General features: G+C 35.2%; 9 protein-coding genes and 1 tRNA gene. 2 read left to right on the top strand and 8 right to left on the bottom strand.

All coding sequences use genetic code 11. The features are described 5' to 3' along the window. Window positions 1-3: 3 nt before the first annotated feature. Complete coding sequence (locus ACQ65V_RS01780) at window positions 4-3246, top strand: CHAT domain-containing protein (protein ID WP_430466653.1); 3243 nt, start codon at window positions 4-6, stop codon at window positions 3244-3246. A gap of 5 nt (window positions 3247-3251) precedes the next feature. On the opposite strand, the gene ACQ65V_RS01785 is transcribed toward ACQ65V_RS01780, so the two are convergent. Beyond that, window positions 3252-3710: an RNA methyltransferase gene (locus ACQ65V_RS01785; protein WP_412560109.1), complete on the bottom strand. Its 459-nt coding sequence runs from the start codon at window positions 3708-3710 to the stop codon at window positions 3252-3254. Window positions 3711-3815: 105 nt separating this feature from the next. Here ACQ65V_RS01785 and ACQ65V_RS01790 point away from each other — a divergent pair, with 105 nt between their 5' ends. Next, on the top strand, window positions 3816-4355 hold the full coding sequence (locus tag ACQ65V_RS01790; protein WP_430466654.1) for a hypothetical protein: 540 nt from the start codon (window positions 3816-3818) through the stop codon (window positions 4353-4355). 224 nt (window positions 4356-4579) lie between these two features. Here the strand turns inward: ACQ65V_RS01790 and ACQ65V_RS01795 are convergent. The 7 genes from ACQ65V_RS01795 to ACQ65V_RS01825 form a co-directional block, all read right to left on the bottom strand. Then, a tRNA-Met gene (locus ACQ65V_RS01795) sits at window positions 4580-4652 on the bottom strand. 173 nt (window positions 4653-4825) lie between these two features. After that, on the bottom strand, window positions 4826-5665 hold the full coding sequence (locus tag ACQ65V_RS01800) for a leucine-rich repeat domain-containing protein (RefSeq protein WP_430466655.1): 840 nt from the start codon (window positions 5663-5665) through the stop codon (window positions 4826-4828). 131 nt (window positions 5666-5796) lie between these two features. Next, window positions 5797-5979 carry a CPXCG motif-containing cysteine-rich protein gene (locus ACQ65V_RS01805; RefSeq protein ID WP_430466656.1) on the bottom strand — a complete coding sequence of 61 codons (183 nt, stop codon included), beginning with the start codon at window positions 5977-5979 and terminating at the stop codon, window positions 5797-5799. Window positions 5980-5990: 11 nt separating this feature from the next. Further along, window positions 5991-7310 (bottom strand): TolC family protein, encoded by a 1320-nt coding sequence (locus ACQ65V_RS01810; RefSeq protein ID WP_412560107.1) that lies wholly within the window; start codon window positions 7308-7310, stop codon window positions 5991-5993. Beyond that, window positions 7300-10515, bottom strand: a complete 3216-nt coding sequence (locus tag ACQ65V_RS01815; RefSeq protein WP_430466657.1) for an efflux RND transporter permease subunit — start codon at window positions 10513-10515, stop codon at window positions 7300-7302. The genes ACQ65V_RS01810 and ACQ65V_RS01815 overlap by 11 nt, the downstream gene beginning before the upstream one ends. Window positions 10516-10518: 3 nt before the next feature. Then, entirely contained in the window at window positions 10519-11688 is a 1170-nt protein-coding gene (locus tag ACQ65V_RS01820) for an efflux RND transporter periplasmic adaptor subunit (RefSeq protein WP_430466658.1), read from the bottom strand. A gap of 62 nt (window positions 11689-11750) precedes the next feature. Further along, on the bottom strand, window positions 11751-13661 hold the full coding sequence (locus ACQ65V_RS01825; protein ID WP_430466659.1) for an ABC-F family ATP-binding cassette domain-containing protein: 1911 nt from the start codon (window positions 13659-13661) through the stop codon (window positions 11751-11753). Window positions 13662-13770 lie beyond the last annotated feature (109 nt).

The raw sequence follows: 13770 nt of genomic DNA on the forward strand, positions 1-13770 counted from the left end.
TATATGTCTAAAGCTTTTACACTATTACTTTTAGCATTAGTGGGCCTTGTTGGCTCAGTACATGGTCAAAACACTACAGAACAAAATCTAAAGCAACTAGACAAATTCCTTGCTGAAGGTAACCTTAAAAGCGCAAAGGCATTTACTACCAAACACATCGATTCCCTCATTGCAAAAAAGGAATTTATTAAGGTCGCCGATTATGTTTACTATTTAGGAAAAATTGAATCGAAAATAAACGGCAATACCTCTGCCAATAAGGTAATCACCAACTTTGAAACTAAAATTAAGTCCTTAACGGATAACAAAAAAGCAATAAGGCAACTGGCATTAGAAACTGGCTCCTTTTATGAGTCAATTGGAGATTCTGAAACTGCAAAAAACTATAACCTCAAAGCTTTGGAACTTACAAAACAAATGCCAAATGCTTCAGGAAGAGACTATGCTTTAGTACAGAGTAACCTTGGCGTATTCTACTCAAGGCTAGGCGACATACCCAAAGGAACAGAATATCACAGAAAAGCCCTTAAGTCTTTACAAAGCGATACTGATTCTGATAACGACAGCTATTATCGCACTTATAATTCTATGGGAGCCATGATGTGGTACGCTTCAAAATACGATAGTGCCGTCTATTACTTTAAAGAAGCAGAAAAAACACTAAAATTGTTAGAGAGAACACCATGGAACATGTACTACCGTCCTGCTTCACTAAATAATAATATCGCAGGTGTACATAGCCTTAAAGGCGATATGGATGCTGCTATTGCAGCCATGCAAACCACCGTTAACAACCTGTCGTCTTATTTAAAAGAGGATATTAGTGATGCACGGCGAAACAATGCACGCGAATTTCTGTTTCAGGCCATAGAGAATTACGCTGGTATGTATAAAGATATTGGCGATTTTAAAAAAGCCCATCAGCTTATTACCTATGCTTATACACAAAAATTAAAACATCTAAATCCTGAGAGTCCAGAAATCACCAAAGGAAAAATATTGTTGGGACAAGCCAACTTAGCTTTAAAAAATTATGAAGAAGCTGATAGGTTTTTAGATGAAGGCATTAGAGCGTTTAGCACGAATAAGGGAGGAAATAACTATTGGTTAGCAGATGCCAATTACCACAAAGCCATGTTAAAGCTAGATACTGAAGACATAGTTGAAGCAAGAAGGCATTTTGAAGAAAGTGAAAAATACTATAAAGTGTCTTTGGGAGATTATTACGATGAGATTTATCTCGATTTTACTGTTAATGCCTCTAATTTCTATGCCCAAATAGGTGAAAAAGATAAAGCATTGTCCATGGCAACTGAAGCTTTGGAATATATTAAGGCCAATCAAGGAGAGCACACGTTGCTAGAGTATTACCAAAAGCTCAATTTAGCAGACATTTATTATCAACTCGGAGATTATGAAAATGCCTTATCTTATTGTAATGAGGCTATTAATTTATTAAACTCCAATGATTTTGTAAAAAACAGCCAACTCAATAACCTTCAAGTGGAAACCAATAGGGTTAGTGGTATTTTATTAAAGGTAAAAACAGAGTTAAAATTAAATCCAAATAAAAGCATAGCCTTCTTAAAAGCTAAGCTGGTAGAGATCGATAACGCTATAAACATTTTAGAGGAAAAAAAATCAATCATTACCAATGACAGTTCAACTGCAATTTTAATTCAAGATAATATTGGGATTTTTAGAGTTGCTAAAGAATTGAACTTAGAACTATTTAATCAAACACAAGAGGAAAAATACCTTGAAGATTTACTAGGCTATCACGAGTCTATGATTTATCACAAAATAAGAAATAGACTAAATTCTACTTCAGTTGAGCTTACCGCTAATTTACCTTCTGATGTTCTTGAAAAAGAAAGAACGCTACGAAATCGACTTAACAGTTTTCTAGAGGGAGATGCTAATTTCAACACCTTTATAGAGAACGAAAAGGCATGGAATAGTTTCTTAGAAGAACTTAAAGAAGACCATCCTGAATACTATAAGCTTCGTTACGCATCCATATCCCAGTCGCTTCAAAATATAAAGGATAAAATTCCCGGAGCATCCACTTTAGTGAGATATCTCTTCATTAATAATGAATTATATGCTTTTGTGATTAACAGTTCTAAAATTGAATTGGCACCTATTGCATCAGATAATTTAAAATTCAAAATTTCGGAATTAAATGCCAAACTAAAGCAATTACAACCGTCCTTTCAGCTTCAATCAGAACTTTATAATATACTTTGGCAACCGATAGCTAAGCATATTAGCACTAAGCGTGTTATTATAATTCCAGATAAAGAACTCTTTAACCTTAGCTTTGATTTATTGACTCCAGAGCCATGTGAAACATACAGTGAGCTACAAACCAACAGCCTTTTAGCACAGCACCAGATCTCATACAATTACAGTTTATTTTTAATTGACAAAAACAGTCAACCTGTTGGGTATGACTCTAACTTTATTGGGTTCGCACCAGAGTTTAGCGAAGACATGAAAAACAATTACAAAATAGCAATTAAGGATTCGGTAAATATTGACTACACCTATTTAAGATTATTACCTCAGCCATTTGCTAAAGAACTAGCAGAGAGCTATTCGAGGTTCTTTAACGGAGATTCATTTTTAAATGAAAAAGCTTCAAGACAAGTTTTTACCAATAGTGCAAAAGAGCATAAAATTATTCATATTGGCACGCATGCAGAATCAGATAATGTGTCCCCTGAATTTTCGAGGTTAATTTTTGCTAAAAATACTGAAGACGAAAACAATTCGCTTTACACGTTCGAAATCTACAACCAAAATCTAGCTTCTAACTTGGCAATTCTGACGGCTTGCGAAACAGGAAAACCTACATTTCAGCCAGGAGAAGGAATGATATCCTTAGCCCACGCATTTAATTATGCTGGTAGTGAAAGTATTTTAACCAGTTTATGGAAGATTGACGAAAAATCTAGCGCTAAGATTATTGAAAATTTTTACGGTCATTTAAAAATGGGGTTACCCAAAGATGAAGCTTTGCAAAAAGCCAAGTTAGACTATCTGTCAACTGCTGAAGGCAGAACTCTCTCTCCTGAATATTGGGCTGGGTTGGTATTGATTGGTGATGCTAGTCCAATTGATTTTCAACCTTTTAATTTATGGTGGATTTGGGCATTGCTCTTTGTAATTGTGCTTTTTGCATTGTTCTTTTTCGTAAAAAACAGAATAGCTTCAAAAAGAAGATTGAGAACATCTAAATAATTAACTTAAGAACGTGGTTTAGCTAAGCCACGATCGTACATTACAATACTTCCAGCAACAGAAACATTAAGGCTCAATTGGGACTTAAACTTAACTAGGAAGTGACTTTTTTCAATTGCTTGTTTAGATAAGCCATGATCTTCCGCACCTAATAAATACACACAACGTCTCGGATGATGAAATGTTTCTAAATCCTCTGCTTCATCAGTCAATTCAACTCCAACCAATCTTGCCCCTTTTGGCAAATTATTGAAGAATTCTTCAAAAGTTTCATAATGAAAATAAGGCATAGATTTTACAGCATTATGTGTGTCACAGGCTTGTTTTGCATAACGATTGCCAATAGTAAAAATAAAACTGGCGCCAAGATTTTGTGCGGAACGCCAAAGTACACCTAAGTTTTCTGGTGTCTTTCCGTTTTGGATACCTATTCCAAAGAATTCGTTGGTTAAATTGTCATTCATACAAATGCAAAAATAAAACTATCTGACAAAATGTAAGGCTCAGTATAAATTGGCATTTTTTTTGCGCAAATTTTAATGTATTGTATAACTTAAAATTGTAATAAAATGAAAAAAGTAATGCTCTTTTTGTTTGTAGCAATTTTAGCTACAAGCTGTAACGCACAGAATTCCGACACACCAAAAGATAAAATCGTAAAGTCTGAAACATCACAAGATTCTAATGCGAAACCTAAAGGTAGTTGGAAAGTCAATAAAGAAGTTGATGAAAATGGAAATATAATCCGTTACGATTCTATTTATTCTTGGTCTTCATCTGATAACTTAAAAGGCATGGACAATGATAGTATTTTCAATGAAATGCAGTCCATGATGCGCAAGCGTTTCTCAATGTTTCAGTCACAAAACGGTAATGGCTTTATGAAGCACGATTCTATTATGAAACAGTTCTTTTCTGATGATATTTTTAAGGATGACTTCTTTTCAGGTGGCCTTAACTCAAATTTTCCAAATATGGACGATATGATGAAGCGTATGGAAGCCATGAGGCAACAGTTTTTTAATGACAACCATAGATATATCATCCCACCAGAACAGACTGAAAAGCAAGAAAAGAAAACAAACACTATTGAAAAGAAGCGTATTTAGTAGAATGGAAAAATAAAAGCCTCTTGATTTCTCAAGAGGCTTTCCTTGTAGCGGGAACTGGATTCATTCCTTCGCAATACTTCGGAATCGGCCAAAATGAGGAGCTTGTACAACAACCCAAATTTTAATAAAATTTACTTTTTTGACATTTCAATTTTAAAAAGCATACCTTCTAAAATCTTATGTAAAAAAAAAAGCCAAATACTTTCGTATTTGGCTTGTTGTAGCGGGAACTGGACTCGAACCAGTGACCTTCGGGTTATGAGCCCGACGAGCTACCTACTGCTCTATCCCGCGATTTAATTTCCAATGCCTCACTTAGCTTTTAACCTTCGGTTCATAATGCCGACAGAAATATTGGACTGCAAATATACAACGCTTTTTAATTTTAGCAAGTATTAAAACAAAAAAATAACGCTTAGATTATTTACTAAGCGCTATTGAACAACTCTTTTATCAGTAAGACAATATTAATCGTCGTCTTCAGTATCTAATGTCGCTAAGGCTCCTTTCCTATTAGCGTCATCTATATCAAAATCTACAATGTTAGGCAGTTTATCCTTCAAGGCTGCATAATTACCCTTAAAGCCATTATTGCTTAATAACAATGTTTTAAGATTAGATAATTGTGCCAATTCACTTGGTAAGTTCCCATAAAAGGCATTATTAGATAATACCAATTCTTCTAATTGGGCCAACTCACCTATTGCGGATGGAATCGTGCCTAATAAAGCATTATCAAAAAGACTTAAGACCTTTAAAGATTTAAGTTGAGAAATACTTACGGGCAATTTTCCCATTAATTGATTACTACTTAAGATTAAAATTTCTAATTTAGATAAATTTCCTATAGAAGTTGGAATCTCACCAAAAAAGTCATTATTATATAATTCCAAAGATTTCAGATTAGTTAGATTTCCTATTTCTGAAGGAATAGATCCATTGAAATTATTTGAAAATAACTTGAGTTCCTCTAGACTCAACATTGTAGTTAGTGTTTTAGGTAATTCTCCCTCTAATTTATTAAAAGAAAGGTTTAAAACTCTAAGTGATTCTAAACTAGAAATTTCATTCGGTAATTGACCAACAAGGTTGTTAAAGCTTAAGTTAATAGCTACAACTTTATCGTTTTCAATAGTTAATCCATACCAATCTGAAACTGGCTGATCAATATCCCAAGAGGTATTCCATGAACTACCATTAGTAGCATTATAAAGTGCTAGTAGGGCGTCTTTTTCGCTTTGGGATACGTTTGCAAATGTAAATGCAGAAAGCAAGCAACATAGTAGTGTTAGTTTTATAGTTTTCATAATAGCAGATTTTTGTGGAGGGGCACATAAACTATTCGAATATAGATGCTATTCGCTTAAACTGCAAATTTTTTCGATGAACTGCATACTTAAAAAATATATAATGTTGATTTTTAGATATATAAGTATTTTTACTGTTCTATGTTTTCGGCCTGAAAACTTGTGATTTCTTGATCTAAAACAGTAATTGAAAGTTGAATAGGGTTGCAACATATTTCACAATCTTCAATGTAGGTTTGGTGATGTTGTGAAGTATCAATTAACATGGAAATCTGCTCCCAACAATATGGACATTGAAAAAAATGCTCTTTCATTTCAATATCATTTACAATTGAACATTTAACAGTTCACCACTTAACTGTAAGACGGTTAGTTCTGCTAATTTAGCGTCGTATTTTGCTTGGTTTCGACTCAATTCTGCATTGAGTAAGTTGAGTTGTGCTTGTCTGAACTCTATCGAAGTTACCTGACCTAATTTGAATTTTTCCTGCGTACGTTCAAAGTTATTTTCTGATGTTTTAATATTTTTTTCCTGAACTTGGTATATTACTAATTTATTTTGGTAATCATCCCAGGCATTGTTAAAATTACGTTCTACATCCATCAACAACTGTTCTTGCTGAAGCTTTTGATTTTCTAATAAAATCTTAGTGTTTTTAACTTGAGTTATTGTACTACCTCCATCAAAAAGGTTCCAAGTAAGATTTAATCCTGCAGAAACACCAGAACTTGTATTCTGGAGCGTAAAGGCTAACGGACTATTATTATTGGATTCATTCCAACCGTAAGAACCTACCAGACCAAGATTTGGCAAAAATCGAGCCTTACTAGACTTTATATCAAATTGGCTTATGTTTATATTTCTCTGTGCCTGCAGAAGCGTTACGTTATTGGCTATCATCTTCTCTAACAATGTTTCCTTGTCGAGTTGCAGTAGAAAATTTAGATCTGTATCTACATTAAAGTCTTGGGCATAAGCATTACCCATTACTACGTTTAGATCGCGTTTCGTATTTTTAAGTTGTTGCTTAATGTTTATTAAATTAATACTATCGTTGTTAATATCCACTTCAGCATTTAAAACCTCGAGCTTGGTACTTTGCCCATAATCAAATTGATAACCAGCCCGTGTCAATCGGTCTTTAGAGATTAGGAGTGTTTCTTCCAATGCCTCAGTGTTTTCAGAAAGTTGTGCCACAGAATAATATATGGTGAACATTTGTAACATCGTAGTTTCAATTGTTTCTCGAGCTTCCAATTCTGACAACTGATATTGTTCTTTCAAACGTCTGTAATTGTACAATCTTCCCAATCCATCAAACAGTGTGTAATTGAGGTTTATTGATGCATTGTATCGTCGTGTTTCCGCACCTTCTGCGACTCTTGTTTCTCCATTAGCCAGCTGACCTTCGGTGTTTTGAACGTCTATTGATGCTCCTGCATTTCCCGTAAGTGTTGGCAGATAACCAGAGTTTAAAATACCTTGGTTGTTATCGGCAACTTCAACATTATTTGTTGTAATTTTTATACCGTAATTGTTTTCCAACGTTAACTTAACAGCTTCTTCGGTAGAAAGTACCTGTTGTGCGTTCAACAACATTCCGAAGACAACTGAAACTAATGTGATATATACTTTAATGTGCATTGCTTTCATTCTGTTCTTTAATGGCGCGTTCTACTTCTTCTTTTGAGATATCTCTATTCGTAACTAACCATTTTGTTTTCTGTTTTAGGAAATTACTAAAGGACAAGAAAATTGGCAAAACCACCAATGTTAAAACCGTGGCAAAACCAATTCCATAGGCAATAGAAACTGCCATTGGGATTAAAAATTGTGCCTGCCTACTTTCTTCAAAAATCAATGGTGCCAGACCTGCAACCGTAGTTATCGAAGTTAAAAATATAGCTCTAAAACGTGAGCGACCAGCTTCGTAAAGTGCTTCATCAAACGATAAGCCTTCACGCAGATTACTGTTGAATTTACTTATCAAGACCAAGCCATCATTAACCATAATACCAATTAATGCTATGATGCCCAACATCGATAATATATTTAATGGGAAATCGTGAATCCAGTGTCCCCAAGCTACAGCTGGTAAACTTAACGGAATCATTAGCAGTAATAACAGAGGTTGACTGTAGCTTCTAAATGTAAAAGCTATGACAATATAAATTAGAGCTAGAACTATTAAGCCAACAGGACCAAGAGAGTTAGTCAATTTTAGACGCTCTCTATTTTGCCCTTCATAAGACGGTGTTACGGTTGGGTATTTTGATAAAATTTCTGGCATTACCTCATCTCTGATTTCTGCCATGACATCCGTAGAACTTGTTTTCTTTGGGTCTTTTATATCTGCGGACACTTGAATTTCTCGTCTGCCTTCCAAGTGATTTATGGCAACATCACCACGCTCTATCGTGTAATTGGCTATTTCTTCCAATGGTACTTTTTGACCACTTGGAGTAGTAATGCGCATATTATCTAAATTATTAATCGAGGAACGGTCTTCACGATTATAGCGTACCCAAACCCTTATTTCATCTTGCCCTCTCTGAAAACGCTGAGCCTGTGCTCCGAAAAATGCTGACCTGACCTCCTGCATTACGGATCTCAAATTTAAGCCTAATGCATAGGCATTGTCTTTGAGTTCTAACCTAATCTCCTTTATACCAGCAGGATCGTTATCAGTAACATCTTTCAGTAAAACATTACTTTCAAGATTCTGTTTTAATTCTTTTTTAACGGCTTTTAGTTCATCAATATTGTTACCTAAAAGTGATACCGAAACCGGACTCCCTCCAAAGTTGCCTCCACCTCCAAACACCAAACTTTCTACTCCCAATACTGGACCAACGGCTTCCTGAATACGATTGGTTACCAAAGATGAGGTAATTTCATTGGGACGCTCCTCGCCTGGTAATAAGTTAATGACCAAAGAAGCCGTAGCTGAACCTGGTCCAATATTCCGAATCATATTTTCAACCAAATGGTTTTCATATTCATCACCAAGGTATTCTTCATCAATAGCATTGGTGACTTCAATCGCTTTATTTTCGATATATGTGATAATACTATCGGTGACTTTTTCATTAGTACCATTGGGCATATCCAAATTTATGGTAACGACATCACTGGCAATCTGTGGAAAAAAAGCAACACGTATAATGCCTCCATTGACACTGGCTTGCGTTAAGATAAAAAACACAATAAAAAGTGAAAAGGCCAAAACCTTATAATTAAGTGAAAATCGCAGTATAGGACTGTATACATTATCGCGAAGCCATCGCATTATGCGATCTCCAAGCGTATTTGCATAACGTAATTTTGAAAACACTTTTTGAAAGACTCCAGCAATTCCTCTTTTCTGTTCTTTTTTTTGCTTTCGCAATGCCTTGGAATGTGCCAAATGCGCAGGTAAAATAATCAATGCTTCTACCAATGAGACGACCAAAGTCAGTATCACTATGACTGAAACCTCACCAAAAAATTCGCCAATTCTTCCATCTAAAAATAGAAATATTCCAAAGGCTAAGATGGTAGTTGTAATGGCTGATACAATTGCTGGTAACACTTCCATAACTCCATCAATAGCAGCTTGTTCTGGCGTTTTTCCTTTTTCGTAATGTTGATATATATTTTCGGCTATAACAATACCATCATCCACCAAAATACCAATGACAATTATCATCCCAAAAAGTGAGAGTACATTTATGGTTACATTAAAATAGCCTGCAAACATAAACATACCTAGAAAAGAAATTGGTAATCCAAATGCCACCCAAAATGCTAATCTCGTATTTAAGAAAAGTGATAAAAATAACAGAACGAGAATCATACCTATGATGGCATTTTCCGTTAGCAATTCGGTACGTTGAACCAATGTGGTCGATAAATCCCTAACCACATTGAGTTGAACATTATCATATTTCTGGTTAAATTCTTCAATATAGGCTTTTGTCTTATCCGCAGAAGAAATTAAATCTTCGTTATTGGTACTTGTAATAGTGACATTGATGGACAGGTTTTTATTGAAATAACTTGCATTTGGTGTTTCAGAAAACTGGTCGCGAACTTCAGCAATATCCTTTAGTTGAATTTTTCGACCTGAAGCATCAGACTTTACAACGAGATTTGAAAGTTCATCTGCATAGTACGACCGGTTATTCGCCCTAATCAAATACTCTTCTGCATCTGTTTTTATGGTACCACCAGTAGTGATTAAACTAGCTTGATTAACAGCTTGAGCTACTTCTGAAAATGTAAGGTTATATGCTAAAAGACTTGTTTCATTAACGGCAATTTCAATTTCTTCTTGAGGATAGCCTGAAATCTGAATTTGCGAAATACCGTCAATACCTCTTAAATCATTTTCGACCTGCCTTCCAATTTGTTTCAAAGTTGCCAGCGGAATATTGTTTCCGCTTATTGCAAAGGTAATTGTTGGCCTTAGCGCTTCTTGTTTTGCAACAATCAAAGGTTCCATACCAACGGGAAAAGTTGGAACACGATCCACGGCATTTTTAACCTCGAGCAACATGAAATCGATATCCTTGCCCTTTTCAATTTCAACATTTATATTTCCACTGTTCTCGCGCGATGTGGAAGTAACACGTTCAATACCATTTAAGCCTTTGAGATTATCCTCTATTTTGAGCACAATGCCTTCTTCCACCTCTTGAGGCGAAGCACCAGGGTATGTAACAGTTATGTTTATGTTTTTTGAATCAACTAAAGGAAAGAATGACGATTTAAGATTGAATGCGCCAAAAAAACCAAACACAACAAATGCCAAAACCACCACATTCACAGCTACACTGTGTTTTATGAAATAAGCAATTACCTTTCTCATTTCCTATTCTGCAGATTTAGATTGAGCGTTAGCTGTACTCTGCCCATTTGTATCATTTTCACCAGACATAAAAGGCTTGACCAACATACCTGCATAAGCGCCAGGAACAGGTTTTGACAACATTATTGTGCCATCAGGTATGTTTTTAACCACTGCTTTGGTGTCCGAAAAATAAACAGGATTAACATCTATGACATCCAAAATACTATCGCGAACTACGAAAATCTGTTCACCATCAAGTACCAAATTACGATTAATCTCATAAGCATTTTCTTCTTGTTTGGCATTTAGATTAGCCTCCAGGTACATGCCTTCTTTAAGTGATTCGTCTTTTACTTCAATAAAAGCGGTTATTGTTTGCGTTGTGGCATCAATTCTTCCATTGACGCGTGTTACCTTTCCTTTGTATGTCTCAGTATTATCGAGATTATTCAGCATTACCTCTTCACCGACTTTCAAAAGGCTAGCGTAGGTTTTACTCAGTGCAACTTCCATCTCGTAAATGTTTGGGTCTATAAATTCTCCCAATTTTTGACCGTTTCTAACAAGTGAACCTTCAGTAACCAATGCCTCAGTTAATATACCTGAAAATGGTGCTCTAATGGTGTATTTTCCTAAGCGCTGTTCTAAATTTTTTACGTTATAATAGTTTGACACAATACCTCGACCAGTAATAAAGTAGTTTTCTTTATCAGAAGTCATTTCCGGTAACTTAGGTGTTGTCTTTTCTAAGTTAAATTCATTAAGATAAGTTTGCCACTTTTGAAATACTTCAGGAAAGTCCAACCGTAAATCTGGCATTATCGTAGCGATGGAATTATATAGATTACTTTTAGCAGATTGCACACTTGCATAATACTCGGAAGCATCAATACGTATAAGCACCTCTCCTGCTCTGTATTCTTGGCCAGGCTTAAACAGTTTTCCACTGGACCTAAAAACGCCCTGAACTTCAGAATACAACTCAACACGACGCTTAGCCACTAAATTACCGTTTGCAGGTATTACGATTTGTACTGTAGTATTTTCTACTGTATCCGTAAATACTGTTTTAATAACTTTTTCAGCAACTGGTCTTTGTTTCTTTTTGCTATTACTAATATATCTTCCAACGAAAATAGCAGATACAATTAGGACAATACCTAAAATGGCAAATATGACTTTTCTTAACATAGTGTAATGGTCAGTAAATTGCAAATTTACCGATATCGCTATAGGTAGCCGTTAAAATAATCTTAATTATTAAGGGAGTCTAATTGCTCTTGAATCGCTCCCCAGTCTTCCATTAGATTCTCAAGCGATTTTTTCTTCTTTTGGTAAGCATCAAAAAACTGAGGGTCTGAAGCCGTTTTATCGTAATCGGTGGCTAGTTTTACATCGTCTGATTTGATATCTTTTTCCAGCTGACTTATTTTAGATTCGATATTACTAAGTTTATTGTTGAGGGATTTTAACTTCTTCTGGTCTTCGTAACTCTGCTTATCACTTTCTTTGGGCTTTTCCGCCACAACAGTTCTTTTTTCAGCTTCACGAAGATTTTCAATATTGCGTTGTTCTAAATAAAAATCTATATCACCTAAATATTCTTTTATTTTCTGATCTTTAAACTCGTAAACGGTGTCGGTTAAGCCTTGGAGGAAATCCCTATCGTGAGATACTAAAATCAAGGTACCTTCAAACTTCTTTAGAGCTTCTTTGAGGACATTTTTAGACTTAATATCCAAGTGGTTGGTTGGCTCATCCATAATGAGAACATTCAAGGGTTGCAACAACAATTTTGCCAATGCCAATCGGTTTCTTTCACCACCAGACAAGACTTTTACGTATTTTTCCACTTCATCTCCTCTGAATAAAAATGAACCCAGAATATCACGCACTTTACTTCTGTTAGTTTCGTTGGCAGCATCAATCATGGTATCCAAAACGGTTTTGTTACCATCTAAATATTCGGCTTGGTTTTGGGCGAAGTAACCAATTTGGACATTATGTCCAAGTTCTAAGTTTCCCTTATGGTCAATCTCACCAACAATGATTTTTGCCAAGGTTGATTTTCCCTGGCCGTTCTGTCCAACAAATGCTGTTTTTGTATCTCTATCTATCGCCAAGTTTACATTACTTAACACCTTTAAATCACCATAGCTTTTTGAAACGTTTTGAGCTTTTATAACAACTTTTCCTGGCGTTACTGACACAGGAAAATTTAAACTCATTACACTATTATCGTCCTCATCTACTTCAATTTTATCCATTCTATCCAGCTTCTTGATAAGCGATTGTGCCATGGTGGCTTTACTGGCTTTTGCTCTAAATTTCTCAATCAGTTTTTCGGTCTGTTGTATCTCTTTTTCCTGATTTTTTTGAGCAGCGAGTTGTTGTGTTTTCATTTCCTTTCGCAACTCCAAAAACTTGGTGTATGGTTTGTTGTAATCGTAAATTCTTCCTAATGAAATTTCAATGGTTCGGTTGGTGACATTATCTAAAAACATTTTATCGTGTGAAACGATTACAACCGCTCCGCTATAATTTTTAAGAAAGCTTTCTAACCATATTATTGATTCAATATCCAAGTGGTTGGTTGGCTCATCAAGTAACAACAAATCGTTGTTTTGAAGTAAGAGTTTGGCAAGTTCAATTCGCATACGCCAACCTCCAGAAAAGGTATCGGTAAGTTTATTGAAATCTTCACGCTTAAATCCTAAGCCTTGAAGAATTTTTTCGGTTTCACCTTGATAATTATATCCACCAAGAATTTCATATTGATGCTGAATATCGTTTAAATCTATCATCAACTGATTATACGATTCGCTTTCGTAATCCGTTCGCTCGGCAAGTTGGGTGTTTATTTTTTCTAGTTGAGATTCACAGGCTTTAATCTCTTTAAACGCCTCGTAGGACTCTTCTAAAACTGTTTTTCCGAATTCAAAATCAATATCCTGTTTTAGAAACCCGATTTTTAAATCTTTATCTGCTGCTATTTGTCCTGTATCCGCTTCTTGCTCTTTAGCTAGAATTCTTAGCATTGTAGATTTACCTGCTCCATTCTTTCCTATAAGACCTACGCGATCACCTTGACCGAGCTTAAATGTAATATCTTCAAAAAGATATTCTCCTTGAAACGAAATAGATAAATTATGGATATTCAGCATAGCATTTTTGAATATTACAATTGAGATAAAGTTACAATTGTTACAAATTAAAATCTATAAAGACTTAACTTTGTATTGCTTTAAAAAACGCAAAAGTAAAGGTTTTCGT

Source organism: Winogradskyella ouciana (genome assembly GCF_965284585.1).
GTDB classification, from domain to species: Bacteria; Bacteroidota; Bacteroidia; order Flavobacteriales; family Flavobacteriaceae; genus Winogradskyella; species Winogradskyella ouciana.

Excerpts from the sequence above, each read along its gene's own strand:
- ACQ65V_RS01780 (WP_430466653.1), top strand. The coding sequence starts at position 4 with ATGTCTAAAGCTTTTACACTATTACTTTTAGCATTAGTGGGCCTTGTT.
- ACQ65V_RS01785 (WP_412560109.1), bottom strand. The coding sequence starts at position 3,710 with ATGAATGACAATTTAACCAACGAATTCTTTGGAATAGGTATCCAAAAC.
- ACQ65V_RS01790 (WP_430466654.1), top strand. The coding sequence starts at position 3,816 with ATGAAAAAAGTAATGCTCTTTTTGTTTGTAGCAATTTTAGCTACAAGC.
- ACQ65V_RS01800 (WP_430466655.1), bottom strand. The coding sequence starts at position 5,665 with ATGAAAACTATAAAACTAACACTACTATGTTGCTTGCTTTCTGCATTT.
- ACQ65V_RS01805 (WP_430466656.1), bottom strand. The coding sequence starts at position 5,979 with ATGAAAGAGCATTTTTTTCAATGTCCATATTGTTGGGAGCAGATTTCC.
- ACQ65V_RS01810 (WP_412560107.1), bottom strand. The coding sequence starts at position 7,310 with ATGCACATTAAAGTATATATCACATTAGTTTCAGTTGTCTTCGGAATG.
- ACQ65V_RS01815 (WP_430466657.1), bottom strand. The coding sequence starts at position 10,515 with ATGAGAAAGGTAATTGCTTATTTCATAAAACACAGTGTAGCTGTGAAT.
- ACQ65V_RS01820 (WP_430466658.1), bottom strand. The coding sequence starts at position 11,688 with ATGTTAAGAAAAGTCATATTTGCCATTTTAGGTATTGTCCTAATTGTA.
- ACQ65V_RS01825 (WP_430466659.1), bottom strand. The coding sequence starts at position 13,661 with ATGCTGAATATCCATAATTTATCTATTTCGTTTCAAGGAGAATATCTT.